Origin of the sequence: Nocardiopsis gilva YIM 90087 (assembly GCF_002263495.1) — a bacterium.
In the GTDB taxonomy this organism is placed as follows: domain Bacteria; phylum Actinomycetota; class Actinomycetes; order Streptosporangiales; family Streptosporangiaceae; genus Nocardiopsis_C; species Nocardiopsis_C gilva.
In genome coordinates, this window is the sequence record NZ_CP022753.1 from 1 (window position 1) to 14516 (window position 14516).

At 67.0% G+C, this 14516-nt stretch carries 23 protein-coding genes; 5 read left to right on the forward strand and 18 right to left on the reverse strand.

Going from position 1 to position 14516, the window contains the following annotated elements:
* The first annotated feature begins 472 nt into the window (after nucleotides 1-472).
* Nucleotides 473-730: a hypothetical protein gene (locus CDO52_RS00010; RefSeq protein WP_094932145.1), complete on the forward strand. Its 258-nt coding sequence runs from the start codon at nucleotides 473-475 to the stop codon at nucleotides 728-730.
* Nucleotides 731-808: 78 nt separating this feature from the next.
* Here the strand turns inward: CDO52_RS00010 and CDO52_RS29190 are convergent, their stop codons facing one another.
* From CDO52_RS29190 to CDO52_RS00070, 14 genes are all read right to left on the reverse strand, one after another.
* Nucleotides 809-1312: a DNA-methyltransferase gene (locus CDO52_RS29190; protein ID WP_332459825.1), complete on the reverse strand. Its 504-nt coding sequence runs from the start codon at nucleotides 1310-1312 to the stop codon at nucleotides 809-811.
* Nucleotides 1305-1532 (reverse strand): hypothetical protein, encoded by a 228-nt coding sequence (locus CDO52_RS28425; protein WP_232524343.1) that lies wholly within the window; start codon nucleotides 1530-1532, stop codon nucleotides 1305-1307. The genes CDO52_RS29190 and CDO52_RS28425 overlap by 8 nt, the downstream gene beginning before the upstream one ends.
* Nucleotides 1533-2199: 667 nt before the next feature.
* Complete coding sequence (locus tag CDO52_RS00025; RefSeq protein ID WP_094932146.1) at nucleotides 2200-2484, reverse strand: hypothetical protein; 285 nt, start codon at nucleotides 2482-2484, stop codon at nucleotides 2200-2202.
* Nucleotides 2485-2582: 98 nt separating this feature from the next.
* Complete coding sequence (locus CDO52_RS29015) at nucleotides 2583-2717, reverse strand: hypothetical protein (protein WP_269769163.1); 135 nt, start codon at nucleotides 2715-2717, stop codon at nucleotides 2583-2585.
* Between the two features lie 30 nt (nucleotides 2718-2747).
* Entirely contained in the window at nucleotides 2748-2945 is a 198-nt protein-coding gene (locus CDO52_RS00030) for a hypothetical protein (RefSeq protein ID WP_017619405.1), read from the reverse strand.
* A 201-nt stretch (nucleotides 2946-3146) separates the two neighbouring features.
* Nucleotides 3147-3308 (reverse strand): hypothetical protein, encoded by a 162-nt coding sequence (locus CDO52_RS26985; RefSeq protein WP_157745330.1) that lies wholly within the window; start codon nucleotides 3306-3308, stop codon nucleotides 3147-3149.
* A 278-nt stretch (nucleotides 3309-3586) separates the two neighbouring features.
* Nucleotides 3587-6103 (reverse strand): phage/plasmid primase, P4 family, encoded by a 2517-nt coding sequence (locus CDO52_RS00035; protein ID WP_094932781.1) that lies wholly within the window; start codon nucleotides 6101-6103, stop codon nucleotides 3587-3589.
* Complete coding sequence (locus CDO52_RS00040) at nucleotides 6100-6402, reverse strand: hypothetical protein (RefSeq protein WP_033300697.1); 303 nt, start codon at nucleotides 6400-6402, stop codon at nucleotides 6100-6102. The genes CDO52_RS00035 and CDO52_RS00040 overlap by 4 nt, the downstream gene beginning before the upstream one ends.
* A 205-nt stretch (nucleotides 6403-6607) precedes the next feature.
* Nucleotides 6608-7117 carry a hypothetical protein gene (locus tag CDO52_RS00045; protein ID WP_017619409.1) on the reverse strand — a complete coding sequence of 170 codons (510 nt, stop codon included), beginning with the start codon at nucleotides 7115-7117 and terminating at the stop codon, nucleotides 6608-6610.
* 15 nt (nucleotides 7118-7132) lie between these two features.
* Entirely contained in the window at nucleotides 7133-7552 is a 420-nt protein-coding gene (locus CDO52_RS28430) for a hypothetical protein (protein ID WP_232524344.1), read from the reverse strand.
* On the reverse strand, nucleotides 7549-7932 hold the full coding sequence (locus CDO52_RS28435) for a hypothetical protein (protein WP_232524345.1): 384 nt from the start codon (nucleotides 7930-7932) through the stop codon (nucleotides 7549-7551). The genes CDO52_RS28430 and CDO52_RS28435 overlap by 4 nt, the downstream gene beginning before the upstream one ends.
* Nucleotides 7932-8243 carry a hypothetical protein gene (locus CDO52_RS00055; RefSeq protein WP_017619411.1) on the reverse strand — a complete coding sequence of 104 codons (312 nt, stop codon included), beginning with the start codon at nucleotides 8241-8243 and terminating at the stop codon, nucleotides 7932-7934. Before CDO52_RS00055 ends, CDO52_RS28435 begins: the two co-directional genes overlap by 1 nt.
* 462 nt (nucleotides 8244-8705) lie before the next feature.
* Nucleotides 8706-8978 (reverse strand): hypothetical protein, encoded by a 273-nt coding sequence (locus CDO52_RS00065; protein WP_017619413.1) that lies wholly within the window; start codon nucleotides 8976-8978, stop codon nucleotides 8706-8708.
* On the reverse strand, nucleotides 8978-9157 hold the full coding sequence (locus CDO52_RS00070) for a hypothetical protein (protein ID WP_017619414.1): 180 nt from the start codon (nucleotides 9155-9157) through the stop codon (nucleotides 8978-8980). The genes CDO52_RS00065 and CDO52_RS00070 overlap by 1 nt, the downstream gene beginning before the upstream one ends.
* A gap of 244 nt (nucleotides 9158-9401) precedes the next feature.
* Between CDO52_RS00070 and CDO52_RS00075 the strand changes: the two genes are divergently transcribed.
* Both CDO52_RS00075 and CDO52_RS26990 read left to right on the forward strand, forming a co-directional pair.
* Complete coding sequence (locus CDO52_RS00075; RefSeq protein ID WP_017619415.1) at nucleotides 9402-10022, forward strand: hypothetical protein; 621 nt, start codon at nucleotides 9402-9404, stop codon at nucleotides 10020-10022.
* A 131-nt stretch (nucleotides 10023-10153) separates the two neighbouring features.
* A complete protein-coding gene (locus tag CDO52_RS26990; RefSeq protein ID WP_157745333.1) occupies nucleotides 10154-10585 on the forward strand; it encodes a hypothetical protein in 432 nt (143 codons plus the stop codon).
* 60 nt (nucleotides 10586-10645) lie between these two features.
* Here the strand turns inward: CDO52_RS26990 and CDO52_RS00080 are convergent, their stop codons facing one another.
* Nucleotides 10646-11581 (reverse strand): tyrosine-type recombinase/integrase, encoded by a 936-nt coding sequence (locus CDO52_RS00080; protein WP_017619417.1) that lies wholly within the window; start codon nucleotides 11579-11581, stop codon nucleotides 10646-10648.
* 534 nt (nucleotides 11582-12115) lie between these two features.
* Between CDO52_RS00080 and CDO52_RS27930 the strand changes: the two genes are divergently transcribed.
* Nucleotides 12116-12781: a methyltransferase domain-containing protein gene (locus CDO52_RS27930; RefSeq protein WP_198345804.1), complete on the forward strand. Its 666-nt coding sequence runs from the start codon at nucleotides 12116-12118 to the stop codon at nucleotides 12779-12781.
* A 53-nt stretch (nucleotides 12782-12834) separates the two neighbouring features.
* Nucleotides 12835-13272 carry a hypothetical protein gene (locus CDO52_RS27935; RefSeq protein WP_198345805.1) on the forward strand — a complete coding sequence of 146 codons (438 nt, stop codon included), beginning with the start codon at nucleotides 12835-12837 and terminating at the stop codon, nucleotides 13270-13272.
* Between the two features lie 105 nt (nucleotides 13273-13377).
* On the opposite strand, the gene CDO52_RS00090 is transcribed toward CDO52_RS27935, so the two are convergent.
* From CDO52_RS00090 to CDO52_RS00095, 3 genes are read right to left on the reverse strand one after another with little or no spacing between them, the layout of a single operon-like run.
* Entirely contained in the window at nucleotides 13378-13572 is a 195-nt protein-coding gene (locus CDO52_RS00090) for a DUF397 domain-containing protein (protein ID WP_017619371.1), read from the reverse strand.
* Entirely contained in the window at nucleotides 13569-13730 is a 162-nt protein-coding gene (locus CDO52_RS29195; protein ID WP_332459758.1) for a hypothetical protein, read from the reverse strand. The genes CDO52_RS00090 and CDO52_RS29195 overlap by 4 nt, the downstream gene beginning before the upstream one ends.
* Nucleotides 13700-14383 carry a helix-turn-helix domain-containing protein gene (locus CDO52_RS00095; protein WP_332459759.1) on the reverse strand — a complete coding sequence of 228 codons (684 nt, stop codon included), beginning with the start codon at nucleotides 14381-14383 and terminating at the stop codon, nucleotides 13700-13702. Before CDO52_RS00095 ends, CDO52_RS29195 begins: the two co-directional genes overlap by 31 nt.
* Between the last annotated feature and the right edge of the window lie 133 nt (nucleotides 14384-14516).

The following is a 14516-nucleotide window of genomic DNA, read 5'->3' on the forward strand; positions in this document are numbered from 1 at the left end:
CACCGGGCGCTACGGCCTGGACGTCCACTGACGCGCTGGCCGATCAGCCCTGGGTGCGGTTCAGGATCGCGTCGGCGTTTCGGCTGCTTTGCTGCGGCTGCTCTTCCGCCTTCGCTCGACGACTTCGCCCGGTGGTGTGGACGGCACAACGACCTCAGGTTCTGGTCGCTGTGGTCGTCGCCGTTGACGATGTGATCGACGTCGGTGGCAACACGTTCACAGCGTTCACCGTGCTCAATCCATGTGCATCTATAGCCATCCCGTTCAAGGACCCCGGCACGAACCGACGGCCACGACCGCGGGAGTCTTGATCGCCGGGTGGAGTTTCGCCAACCAGACACCGCCACCCCAGACGCGACAAGGATCCCCAGGTTCACGATGTGTCCATTTGTGGCCAGGATCGGAGATCAGGACGCGTGCGGCTGCTATCACCTAGCGTGACTAGGATTCCCCTGAACAGACGGGAGCTCCCATGTACCAGGACCCGCGCTACCACCAAGGCCAGTGGCAGCCGCCTCAGCACCCCCAGTACCCGCCGCCCTACCAGCAGCCGCAGCCACGCATGGTCAAGCGTGTGGAGAAACGGCGTGGTCTTGGGGGGCTGGCGAACTCGACTCACCTGCTGCTGACGGTGCTCACATGCGGGTTTTGGCTGCTGGTTTGGATTCCGTGGTGGATCGTGCGGATGGTGATTCCCCGGAAGCGGGTGACCCGGGAGTACTACCGCTGATTACCAGCATCCAGCTAGGCCTCTGCAGACCCGGCCCTCGCGCGGACCCCTGGTAGACGAGGGCCGGGAGCGCGGGGGCTACGGGTGGTGGCCGGTTTCAGTGAGGCGTTGCCGGGCAACGTCGGCGGAGTGCGCGGCTACTTCGACGCCGACGAACTGCCGCCGTTCAAGCAGCGCCGCGACGCCGGTCGATCCGGCCCCGGCGCACGGGTCCAGGATGGTCCCGCCGACGGGTGCAATCTTTACGAGCTCGCGCATGACCGCGACTGGTTTTTGCGTGATGTGCTGTCGCTGCTTGCCTCGCGGCTGCGAGCCTTCGAGTAGGCCGGGCAGGTAGATGGTCGGTGCGTGGCGGTAGGGCTGGCCGTGCGACGCCCACAGTACGTACTCACATTCGGCCTTGAATCCGTCCCGAACTGGGCGGCTGATCGGCTTGTGCCACGGGATGACGCCGCGCCAGGTCCACCCGGCGGCCTGTAGTGCGTCGGACGTGACCGGTAGCTGTCGCCAGTCGGTGAAGACCAGGGCCGAGCCGCCGGGCGGGTGAGGCGCAGGCCCTCCGACAGCAGTAGCGCTAGCCAGGCGAGGTAGCCGCGCTGGTCGCGGTTGTCCCCGGCGAAGTCGGCGAGGTCGTGTTGGGCGTCGCCGCTGACGTACTTGCCGCGTGCGGTGTCGCTGCGCCGCTCTGCGGGTGTGCGACCCCGCTGTTGTATGGCGGGTCGGTGATGAGGGCGTCGACGCTGCCGGTGGGCAGAGTAGGCAGGACCTGCAGGGCGTCGCCCTGGTGAACGATGGCGGTCACGCGTGCTCCGGTTGACGGAGGGGTCCGCTCCGGAAATACGAACGGCCCGGTTCGTCCCATGGACGGCGCCGGGCCTACATTGGTCGATCTGTGGACACAGTTATCCCGCAATTAAGGTAGCGCCTGTGGATAACTCGCGCAACTGTTGATCACAGCTTCCACATCGGGTCATAGTCGGGATGGCTGCTGTAGACCTGGGCCATGTGATGGAGAACTTCCTTCAGTGCGCCGAGGGACTGATCTATCGGTAGGCTCGGGACCTTATCCTTCTGCCCTTCACCCAGCGGTAGTTTCCAAGAATGCGGGCTTTGGCTCGGATGTCAGCAACCAACTGCTCGTAGGGGTAAGGCTCGGCGGGGTATCCATGCGCCTTCGCCCTGTCCACCCGTTGGGCGTCTTCCTCCAGGCGCGCTCTTAGGAATTCTTCGATAGTCATGACGCCATCCTGCCGTCTTTACTAACCGCTTCGAGCCGCCCGTTCAGCCAGCCCCATTCGTGTTCCGGCCATGCCGGACGGCCGTACACCCAGGTCCCGCAGTCTGCGGGCGGCGGCGAGCACACATCCGAGGTGCACACGATCACCAGTGCGTTGGCGACGAGCCGCACGACTAGGGTTCTCTCCCCTCCTGCGGGCGCCTCGGACGTGACTCCCGGCACCATGCGCACATCACAGAGAGCCGGTGTCCGTCGACGATTTCCCGAGCGCGCCCTCTAGTCGCGCCCGCATTCGGCGCACGGTGTGCTGGGCATCGTCGAGCGCCTCGTGATCGATCTCGGCCGCAGCCGCCAAGTGCTCGCCGACGTGGGCGAGGTACAAGCCGAGCGCCGGGTAGTCGTAGGCCGTGGTCGGCGGAGCGAGAACATCGACGCCAGCCGTCTCGGCGATGCGCTCGGCAAGCTCGTCAGCGGTGGTGAGCAGCTCGGTAAGGACGTCCAGGACATCGAGGTCCATCGGCGCCTTCGACCCTCCGAGGACGCTGTCACCTCGCTCGGCACGCTCGGTACGGACAAGCTCGTCGCGACGGCGCCGAGCGTCAGTGGCGGCGTGGCCTACCGGCCGGGGCGTGCCGTCCCGGGGATCCGGGACTGGTACAGGTCGGGCCAGCGGTCGGAGATCCACAGCAGGTCGGCGCGGACTTGGCCCAGCCTGCGCGCCCAGGTGACGGTCAGGGTCTCCGTGTTCAACAGCGCTCCTCTTGGACGGGAAGGACGGGTTCAGGGTTCGCGGGTCTCAATGACGACATATGCGCCGTCCGGGTCGTCTTGGCCATCGTGGTTCTCGCGGTAGATATGGCCGGTGGGCTCCTGGTAAAGGTCGTAGCCGACCTCGCGCATCAGGAGCCGCACGTCGGCGCTGCCCGGATCAGCGGTGATGCGGGCGTCGAGGAGGTCGCGCAACCGCCGAAGGGTCATCGGGGAATATATGGCGTTCTCAGAAAGGGATGGGTTCGCCATCGTCAGCCTCCTTCTCCGTTGAAGTGAATTCCACTGCCAACTCCGGAATAGGCCCGGGACATTCGTGCGCGGCGAGCACGTGGTGGTGGCGCTGGCGTATTCGGAATTGGTCGCGCTCGGCGACCTCCTGGTGTTGTCCGGCGGGGAACAGGTCGTAGGTCAACCGGCCTGCCAAGCGAGCGTGGAGCTCCTGGGCGGGTCGAGCGAGACGGGGTCGAGTCGGACAGTCAGCGCGGCGAGGGGTGCGTCGAGGGCCAGGACGACCACGGCACGGCAGCGGGCGCAGACGTCGAGCTGGGCACGGAGTCGAGCAGTGGTCACCAGCACCCCTGTGACGGGTCGGGTGACGGATGACGGGTGTGACACGTGGTTCGGGTTGAGCGGCTCGTGTGCGTGCGCATGCGCGCGTGGGAGGCGATGCGGCGAGAATCCGTCATATCTGTCATATGTGTCACCACCTGCCTTCTTTTTGGCTCCGACGTGTCATCGGATGTGTCATTGCCGGACGTGGATGTGTCATGGGTGGGGTACTGCACGTTCTTCTGTGGCCGGCAGGGTGCTGACAGGTCATGTCGGGGGGGGCGGACGGGGTGACGGGTTCACCAGCCGCTCTCATCCGCCGTGTGGTTGAGGTGGACCCCGGCGTAGTAGCGGGTGGAGGCGGACCGCTTCGTGGTGACGCCGTGGCGTTTGAGCTCGGTGGTGAACTTCTTCGCCGAGACAGGCTCTTCTCCCTCGCTGCGGCACCAGGCCTCATAGGCGGCGCGGAGTTTGCCGCCGACGATGCTCATGTGCTGTTGCGAGGGGTCGCCGAGCGTGCACATGTCGGTGAGGAAGCGGGCGACGGTGTCCTGGTCTTGTTCGTAGGAGCGGGTGGCGAGGCGGACGCTCTCAGGTGTGGGAAGTCCTTGGGCGAGGTAGTCGGCGGCGCCGCGGATGAGCCAAGCGAGGATCGCCGGGCCTTCGCCGTCGACGAGCTTTTCCTCCAGGTGGGGGTCGCGGCGGTCTTCGGGGACGGTGTGCAGGAACGGGACGAGGCGGAGCCTTCGCCAGAACGCCGGTCCGCCGGTGCGCACCTGCGGCTGGTGGTTGCCCAGCAGCCACAGTGTGTGCGTCGGGGTGAAGCTGAAGAAGTCCTGTCTCATGAACCGGCCGGTGATGACGTCCCGGCCCGTGAGCATCTTGATGCGGGCCTCGGCGAAGCGCTGACCGTCGTCGAGTTCGGATGCCACGACCAGGCGTGCCCCGGCCAGCCGGGCTATCTCAGTGGGGTGGCTGTTGGCCGACGACGCCAGCAGCATCTCCGAAGGCGCGGAGATGGCGTAGCCGGTCTCGCCGATGCCGACGAGGCGCATGACGGTGTCGGCAAGCGTGCTCTTGCCGTTGGCGCCGTCGCCGAATGCGAAGGGGAGGAGCTGTTCGACCACGGTGCCGATGAGGGAGAGCCCGAGGAGGCGTTGCACGTAGGCGATCAGTGTGGGGTCCCCTCCGAAAGTGTCAGTGAGGAATTGGCCCCATCTCTCAGCCGGAGCGTCGAAGTCCGGGGCGACGAGCGTGGAGCGGGTGTGAAGGGCGGCAGGGTCGGGGGCGCCGAGGGTGCCGGTACGGAGGTCGACGACGCCCGACGGTGTGTTGAGCTGCCAGGGGTCGCCGTCGAGTTCGGCGAGTGGAGTGACGATGCGGGGGTCGGTCTGAGCTACCTTGACCATGGCCTCCAGCCCGCGGGCGGACAGCGATCGCGCCTTGTGCCCGGCGTCCTCCTTGGCCTCGTCGGGCAGGCTTCGTGCGATGGCGCGGGCGAGTTCGCGCACCCGGCCTCGGTCGTCCCACGTCCAGCGGTGGCCGTCCCACACCAACCAGCCCCTCTGAGGACAGTGACGCACCTGGTGAGCGTGCTCGTCGACCAAGCGCAGGGCGTTGCCGTCGTCGGTGCGGGTGTAGGTGTCGGGGCCAGCGGAGGGGGCGGGCTCGTCGACTGACAGCGCGGCGGTGCCCTCGATGGGCGCGGTTCCCGGCTGGGAAAAGCGGGTGCCGCCGACGAGGGTGAGCCGCGGCCGGGAGGGGTCGGGGGCAGGCTTGCCGTACCCGGCCTGCTTGAGCGCGCGGGCCGCGGCGCGGTAGTCGCCGCCGTGTTCGAGGAGGGCATAGGCACCGAACTTTGTGTACGGCGTCTCGCTGGCGAATTCCGCGCTCGTGGTGAACACGTACAGCCTGTCCCTGTCCTCGGCGCGGCCAGTGGTCGCTGAGACTCCCATGCGCTTGCCGGGGCGCCGCCAGTACCGGGTGCGCCCGGACGTCCACAGTTCGGTCCACCCGTGCGGGGTGAGGATGTCGGACCAGTCGGTGCGGGCCTCGTAGTCGTCGCCGGGTGAGGTGCCACCGCCGGTCGAGGACGGGGTGGCGGTCTGAGGCATTGCGGCGGGCGGCGGGGTCTCGTCGAGCATCCGAGCGAGCTCTAGGAGGGCGTCGGAGTGCTCCCGGTTGAGGACGGCGATGGTGTCGGGGCCACCGGACTGCAGGGTCCACCGGCCGCCATTGGGGTGTACCGGGCCGTGCGACGGCGCGACGACGAGGAACCCGCCCTCTGACTTGGTCTCGATGAGGACCTGGGTCCTCTGGTTCGGGTTCTCGGCCAGCTCCTCGGCCGTGCTTGGGCGGCTGGCGAGTTTCGTGTTGGCAACGCCCTGGCCGTCGTCGACGCGCCAGAGCAGATGCAGGCCACCGGACGCGGTCGACTCGGTGTAGCCGCCCATTACCTGGCGAAGGGCGTCTCCCAGGCCGCTGTTGTCGGCCAGCTCCACGTACTGGGCGAAGATCCCCTCGTCGACCGCGCGGCCTTCCACGTCCAGGGCGACGAGGCCGCCGGACACGGCCCCGGCGACGATGCCGACACCGGGGTGGCCGTGGGCGAACCACGCGCGAACCCGATCCTCGCCGGGGCGGGCGGTCATGTAGTCGCGCCACCGGCCAGTGCCCGGGGCCTTGGTGCCATCTGAAGCGGCGGGGATGACGCACAGCCCGGCGGCGTGGAGGGCCAGGGCAGCATTGAGCGTGTGGGGCACGTGGGTCCTGTCCGGGTCGTGCTGGTGGGGTTGCGGGTCGGTGGGGCCGCTCATCGGCGCGCGCCCTGCCACTGGCGGACCTGGTGGGCGTGGGTGCCGGGGTCGGTAGAGGTGACGTAGCCGATGGGCTCGATGACACCTCGGCGGCGGGCGTGGGCGAACCGGGCGCCGATGGCGGCGGTGCGCGCGTCGTCCGGGATTTGCGCGCGGATGTCGTTGGCGCTGAACGGCTTTCCGGTAGCAGCGGCGCGGGCGATGAGAAGGTCGATCGCGGCCACGTCATCCCCGGCGGCCTGCTCGGCGGCAGCCATCCCGGCATCCCTCAGTCGCTCCCCCTCGGCTGTGGTGTGCACTGCTCCCCCTCGTCCTCGTCGTCGTGCGTGGCCGGTGCGTGGTGCCCGCCCGCGGGTTGCACGCGGCGTGTCCGACTGGATCCGGTCGGGCTGAGGTCCAGCTTGGGCGAGGCAGGGAGGGAGGCGGGAAGAGGCGCAGGGGAGGCGATTTTTCGCCTCGTGCGCCTCCCCCTACGCCTCCCTGGGCGCCTCCCCTGGTGACCTGCTACTTCTGCTGCAGGGACTTCAGCAGCGCCTGAACGGCGGGGTCGTTGGGGTCGGCCATCCCCGAAGCCGCCGCCGGGGCCTGGGCGGCGGGCGCCTGCTGTTGCGGCTGGGGCGCCGGGGCGGGCTGGGACACGGCGGGCTTCGCATGGGCGTCCAGCCACGCCTGGGCGCGCTGGGCGTCGGTGCCCTGCTCGTCGAAGGGCTGTAGCACCCACGCCTCAAAGCCGCTCGCGGTTGTGGCCTTGCCGATCCGGCCCAGCACCATGTGGGCGCCGGGCGTAAGGCGGTTGACCAGGCCGCCGTGGGTCATCAGGACGCCCTCGCGCAGCTCGGCGTCGGCATCAAGGTCGACGACGTCCACCGTGGCGGCCGGGACTTCTTTGCCCTTGAACTGGTCGAAGCGGTCTTCGATCTTGTGGCAGTTGGTGATCAGCACCAGGTGGCCGTCATGCTCGGCAGGCTTGAAGAAGCCTCCGCCACCGGAAGGCTGGGAGAAGGTGAAGGACATGGGTGTCTCCGTTTCCTATGCGGCCTTCGTGGCCTGGGTGGTGTTGGTGAGGTCGCCGGGGCAGCCGACGGACAGGTCGGTGCTGGCAGGACGCCACCACGGGCAGAACCGGCATGCGCTGGTTGCCGCGGCGGGAATGTGGGCCCACATCTGCGGGCGTGATTCGGGGTCCAAGGCGACGAGGGCGTCGCGGACGGAACCGAGGCGCTTGAGGGCGTTGAGGGCGACCTGGCGGTCGTAGGGCTCGGACCACACCCACATCCCGCCGAGCATCCCGCCGCGCGGATAGAACGCCAGAGCGACTGTCTGGGGGAAGAAGCCCAAACGCTCGAAGCCGAGGCCGTAGAGGTTGGCCTGGACCCGGTACTGTTCCCGGACTCCTTCGGCCTTGTACTTGCGCAGCGCGGAGTCACCGACGACCTTGTGGTCGATCACGGTATTCGTGGCGGTGTCGTAGGCATCGCACGACCCAGAAAGCCGGTAACCCGATACGGATCCGTCGTCGACTTCCACGGGCTCTCAATGAGGAACCGTCCTGGCTCCTTGTCGTTGTGAAGCAGCAGGGCGTCAGCCAGCCAGGCGTGAGTGGCGGTACCGACGATGCTCGGCCAGGGGTCGCCGCCGTCGTTGACGGTCGGCCAGTCGAGGAGCTTGTAGGCCAGGCGGCGGGGGCACGGGTCGCCGACCTCCGAGGGGCCGATCCGGCGCTGACGGGAACGCGGCGCGTTAGCGGACGCGGCCATGATGACGTCGGTCAGCGTGCGCTTGATGCCCTCATTGGAGTCGGGCTCGACGGCACCGGGCTGGGTAAACATCAAGCCCCACCGTCCTCGACGTCGAGGAGGACGAACCGCCGGCCCGGCTCTCCGGTACGGGTGTATTCGGCGATCAGGTCCGGGTGCTCCCGGCGTAGCCGCCTCGTGTCGAGGCGCTCGACGGGTTTCGTCCAGCGGTAGGTGATCACCGGTCGCCCACCCACTCGAGCCTCGGTCGCCTCCCCCAAACGCCCCTTCAACTGCCCCTCGATGACGGCCTCAGTCTGCTTAAGCTCGGCGATCTGCGCGCGCACCTGGCGCAGCGCGGCGACCCAGGTCGCATCGTCGTCGAGATCGATGTGCACGTTCATGCAGCTTCCTCCGGGCGTGCAGCGGCTCGCCGTACCCGGCCGCGCGCAGCAGCGCAGCTGCGGCGGAAAGGTGCATCCGGACCGGTGCAGTCACGGTGATGTCGGGGAGAGGGCGGCGGGCGCCGAGCAGTGCGGCCAATGTCGCTGCGTCCATGTGCGCCCACCACGACGCGGCTCTATCCGCACTGAACCCTGCCCGCTTGGTCACCAGCACGGCGACGTCGGCGCCAGCGTTGCGCCGCTCGGTCTCGGTCTCCTCCAGCCAATCCCGTATGAGGGAGTCTCCAGCGGTCTCCGCGCTCCTCCCGGACTTGACCTCCCACACGACGCCTGGGGTGCCGGTGATGTCGCCGCGGTCGGCCGCGCCGGACAGTGCGAGCCGCTCGGCATATGGCCACCCGTGTGGGCGTAGGAAGCGAACGACGGCGCTCTCGGCGGCGGTGCCGATCGCCTTGGATCTGCTCACGCGGCGTCCTCCTCTGCGCGCTTGCGCCGACGCGCCTCGACTCCGAGCCTCGACAATTCGAGGTAGAAGGCGGTTCGGTCGTTACGTGCTGCCTTGCGGCGGTCTTCCTCGGACATCACGCCGTCGGGGTCGACGTCACGTTCGTAGCTGGCCTCACGAGCCGTGTTGGCAGCGGCCAGCCGCTCGGCTCGGATCGGGGTGCGTGCCCAGGAGATGTGTGCTGCGCGACGTGCGATTTCCTTGCGCCGCTTGGGATCAGGGTGGGCCATCAGTCGACCTCCACAACTTCGAAGAGGTCGTCGAATCGGCAGTTGAGGGCAAGGAGGGCTCGGGCGATCATCGAGGCCGACGGGGGCATCTCGCCGGTGCCGACACGCATGGCGGTGGTGTGGGAAACGCCCAGGGCTCTGCCCCGCGCGGTGTGGGTCGTCAGGCCCGCGGCGGTCATGCACCGCTCCCAATGTGTGCGGCGAACCGCAACTCGGGCGAGCGACTGCGGTCGCAAGATCGTGTGCATGGACCGCACGTTAGCCCTGGCGTTTATCCGCACGCAAGAGCGAATTGCGCTGATTCATCAGGGATGACGTCGTGTATGTGCGTTGCATGCACACCCTGAAGGTAAGAAACTTGTCGCGTCCGGGCAGGTTAGGTAACCCTCGTAGACAGACGAGAGAAGCTGTAGTGTGCGCTGCATGCACAGCCGAAAATCTTCCCCGCTCTGGGAGCCGATCGCCCTGAACCAAGCGCTCGACGACCTGAAGGAGCTCGGCTACACGCGCGACCGCCTGGCCAAGGTCGCACGGGTCCACCGCTCCCAGGTCAGCCGCTGGGCGCACGGACTTCACCGCCCCAACCACGACGCTGTCGACCACCTCGTCGAGCAGCTTCTCTCTGAGGACAGCCGAACCGAGGTTCGTGACGCGGTGCTCGCCTTCGCCGCTGCGGCCGGTTACCGAAAGAACGTGGAACCAGAAGCCTCGCCACCCTCGTCTGAGCGAGAAGCTGCTGCCTCGCTACAGGACGCCCGGAGCCGCGACGGTGAGGAACTGGTGAACGTCCAGAGCGACCAAGAGCACGGTGTCGAAACGCACCGCTATCTGGTCGCCGATGAGGACTTCGAGATCGTGCAGCGGGTGTACCGCTCGATCGCCGACGACTTAGAAGAGGACGACGACTTGCCGAGGGAACAACGCCGAGCCCTGCTCGAGCACGCGCTGGAGCGGGCACGCGATGACGCGTTGATGATGCTGCATATGCGCAGGGAGCAACGACGCCGCAAGCAGCGACGGGAGCAGCAGGACGATAGCCCTTAGCACATTTCGCAGTCATGCGCGTGGCCGGATCCGGCCACAGCTGCCGGTTTCCCTCAGCGGCGCGGCTTACGGCGCTCGGATGCTGGCTTTGTCACGGTATGTGGTGGATTCTGACTTTAGGTCGGCCTACCATGATCACCTCGAACACCTATCCACGCACGTCAGGGGAGGGACTGTGCCGTACCGATCCCCCATCGCCCCCAATTAACCCCTCTATTTCCCCTTGCTCTCAGGACGACGAGGGAGCTGGCAGCGCCCGACTCGTTCATCACGACCGTGATCAAGATGCGCGGGAGCTCATCACGGTCATCGACGCGCGTGAGGGCATTTCCATCCGGCACCTGTTGCGTGATTACGACCACCACCTGCGCGGTGAGGTCCGTGAAATGTTCTGCGAGGCCGCGGGTCTGACCGACCCGAGGAAGGATCGGGCTGCGTTCTGGCGAGAGGTCGAGTCGCGGTGGGACCCTGCCGCACCTGTCACGCCGGAGCTCATGCGCGAACTGACGCGTGAATTCCGCCTCTACGACCTCAGCGAGTTTCCTGGCCTGAACCTCAACTAGGTCACCGAGCAGGCGCGCCCCGGACCTGGGAGGGATCCGGGGGCGCTGGTGTATCGCGGGTCAGGCTGCTGTGGCCTGGTCTGCCGGGGAGACGCGGCGGTGGGCGGTGCGGGCACGGGCCGCCGCGGCGGACGCCCCGTAGCGTTTGGCCATCGCGGCGGACTTCCATCCGCAGATCGCCATGAGCTCTTCCTCGCTGAGACCTGAGAGCTTCAGGAGGTGTGCGGCTGTGTGGCGGAACAGGTGCGGGTAGATGTGGTGGATTCCGGCCAGCTTGGCGCGGCGCTTGAGCATCTGGCGGACGCCGGAATCGGTCAGTGCTCCCTTCGGGCTGAGCCAGAGCTCCTTGCGGTGGCTCTTGTTGTGGTTGCGGCGCGCTCGGAGGTAGCGGTCGATGGCGTAGGCGGCGGCGCGTCCGATGGGGACGAGGCGCATGTCGCCGCCCTTGAGGGTGACGCGTAGGGCGGACTGCTGCAGGAGGACGTCGTTCGTGTCGCTGTCGTCAGGGGTGTAACGGAGTCCGACCAGGCCGGAGACGCGCACTCCGTTGTCGAGGAGGGTGAGAATGATCGCGCGGTCGCGGCGCGCTTCGAATGAGTTCCCCTTGCAGGTCTTGAGCAGTGCGGTGATGTGCTCCGGAGCGAGCACGGGGATGTCCTTCGTGGGGACCTTGGGCGCGCCGACCTTGAGCATGGGGTTCTTGCCGACCTTGATCTCTTCTTCGCGCACGAGCCAGTTGTAGAAGGCGCGGAGGTTGCGGAAGTCGATGGCCGCGTTGCCTGGCGAGGTGTCGGTCTGGCGCTTGCGGAGGAAGTCACGGATGTGAGCGGGCTTGGCCTTGCCTGCCTTGAGCTCGCGGTCGTGGTCGGCCTGGTAGGCGGCGAAGAGCGTGATGGTGTCGCGGTAGCGCTTGATGGTGCGCTCCGATCGGCCGCGGGCTTGTAGGTCGAGCTCCCAGCTGGCCATGTGCTCAAGGAACAGGTTCTTGACGGTCATCGGTCGCCTCTCACGTTCAGCTGATGTCGGAATCCTCAGCTGTGCGACCGTCGTGCGACTCGGGTAAAGTGACCTCCGTCGGAGAAACCCCTGCACAGTCGGGGGTTCTCACGGGCCATTAGCTCAATTGGCAGAGCAGCGGACTTTTAATCGGGCGTCTCTTCACCGTCGTGCAACACACGGCCGAACAGCTGAAACGCCAGAATAGCCGGAACCGTCGTGCAACCGATCCTCTGCTGTCAAAACTGGCCCGATCCGGCCACCCTTCACGTTCCGGACTTTTATCCCAGAACCCTCCCCCTGCGTCCTCCGCCTCTGCTTGGCCGCCTCCGGCCCTTCCCAGTGACGCACGGCGATCGCCGGGTTACGTTCCCAGTGGACGCGTCCGCGAGCATGGGAGGTAGCGATGGGGCATCGCAAAGGCGGCTCGGAAGATCGGGGCGACGGCCCAGCCTGGGAGAAAGACGGCAAGGAGGGCTCGGGACACGGCAATCAGGACTATCCTGACCAGTCCGGCGATGGCCAGGAACAGAAATGACTGACTTCGACGATGGTCCTGACCGGCTCGCCGACCTCCTCGTCGAGGCCGGTGCTCTGACGGATCCCGCGTGGGAAGCGGCGGTACGGGCGGTGCCACGACACGCCTTCCTTCCCGAAACGGTCTGGGTGCGCGACGACGATCCGCCCTGGCGCAGCCCCTACGGGCCGGACACACCGGAGTGGAGAGATGCCGCCTACGCGGACTATGCGCTCGTCACCCAGGTCGACGACGGTGAGTCGCTCGGTTCCGATGGGCGGGGGATGTACCCGACCAGCTCGGCCAGCCAGCCGAGTCTCGTCGTTCGCATGCTCCAGGCCCTGAACGTGACTGGCGGGGAGACCGCGCTCGAGATCGGAACGGCGACCGGATATAACTGTGCACTCTTGTGTCGACGTCTGGGCGATAAGGCTGTGACTTCGGTCGAGGTCGACGCTGCCCTAGCCCAGCAGGCGCGAGAGAAGCTGTCGGCCGCCGGGTATGAGCCGCGGCTCGTCGTCAGCGACGGCGCCGTCCCAGTCGAGGGCGGCCCCTTCGACCGCATCCTGGCCACGGTAGCCGCGAAGTCGATCCCCGCCGCATGGATCACCCAGCTCGCGCCGGACGGCATGCTCGTGACCCTTGGGGTAGCGATCACGCCGGGCACTGGCTCGTCCGACTGACGGCGGACGGAACTGGGGCCGCACACGGCCGCATCCTCGACGAGGCGCCGTTCATGTGGCTGCGCTCTCAGAGGTCCCACTTCGGCACCTGGCGCGATCACGTTGACGTCGACGCTCCGATGCAGGCGGGGCGAACGAAGCTGGACCCGCGCGCGGCACTGGGAGCCGACGGGTCTGGCCGGGCGATCGTCATCGGCACGCTGGTGCCGGACCTCTATCAGCGTGTCATCCGTGAGGGTGACGAGTTCACGGTATGGGTCTACGACGCGGCCGGGTCCTGGGCGGCTGCCGACTACGTGCCGGGGGCGTCTGAATGGGTGCAGAGCCGGTACGGGCCGCGGGACATCTGGGCAGAGATCGAAGCCGCATACGCGGTGTGGGAGTCGGCGGGCCGGCCGGAGGGTGACCGGATCGGCCTCACCGTGACTGCCGACGAGCACCGGCTATGGGTCGATGCCCCGTCGCGAGTCATCGGTGAAGGACTTCCGTAGTCGAATGGGAGTTGCGGCGATATGCTCGCCTCAGCCCATTGGGTTGTTTCAGGTATGCGTCGGCCCCGGTCTTCGGCCGGGGCCGCGTGTATGTGAACCAGGGCGCTACATGCTGCCCGCCTTGACGTCATCAATAAAGGCGCGCCACTCGGCCGTGGCGAACAAGAGGTGACCATGGTGTGGTTGCTTCGAGTCGCGCACAGCGGCGCCGTTCTGAGTGGCGGCGACCTCCACGCAGTTAGCGCTGTTGGCGCTGTAGCTGCTCTTGTGGAACAGCAGACGCGGGTTGGTCTCGCTCATTGGGGATCATCACTCTCTTGGGTCAGTAGCTGTCTAATGAAGCCGACCGACTCTGACGCGCGGAGGGCCGCGGCCTGCACGTGCCCGAAGATCGTCACGTACTGGGCGACGCCTTCGCCCTCGCTGATCACATGCCCGGTCGCGGTCTCGGTGTACACGATCGAGGGTCAATTTCTGCCGGAAAGTCCATGATGACAAACGGGCCGGTCGTCGCAGCATGAGGACCAGCGCTGAACGGTAGCACCTGTAGGTCTATGTTGTGCCTGGTGGCCATGTTCAGCAGGTGCTGAAGCTGGTCGCGCATGACGCCGGGTTCCCGCACACGCCTTCGAAGGGCTGCCTCGTCGATCACTGCCGAGAAGTGCGGCGGTCTGTGCCGGTTGAGGATCTGCTGTCGTTCGAGTCGCGCTGAGACGTGGCGCTCGACGACGTCGTCCGGATGTGCCTGCCCGCCACGAAAGACCGCTTCGGTGTACTCAGCAGTCTGCAATAGCCCAGGGATCACGAGGGCTTCATAGGCGCGGATCATCGACGCCTCTACCTCGAAGTCGGGCAAGACGTTGTCACCGAAGACGTCCTTGTACTCCGACCACCAGCCGCGTTCGCGTGCCTGGCGGGCAAGCGCGTGAAGTGCCTCGCGAGCCTCACGGTCCTTGATCCCGTAGAGATCGCACAGATGATCGATGTCTTCAGGCTTGATGAATCGGGTCTTGCCGTCCTCGATGCGACTCAGCTTCGGCCCTGACCAGCCGAGAGCCCTCGCGGCGTCGCCAATCTGGTTGTAGTTGGCGTTCAGGCGTGCGCGCCGCATCTCGGCAGCGAGTCGTCTTAGCCGCACAGTCGGGCTGTGGACGGTACGAGGGCGAGTCGGCATGCCCACAGTCTAGGGCGATCTCGGTCTATGAATCTTTCACAGAACCCCTTGCGATTCTGTTGATTGCATA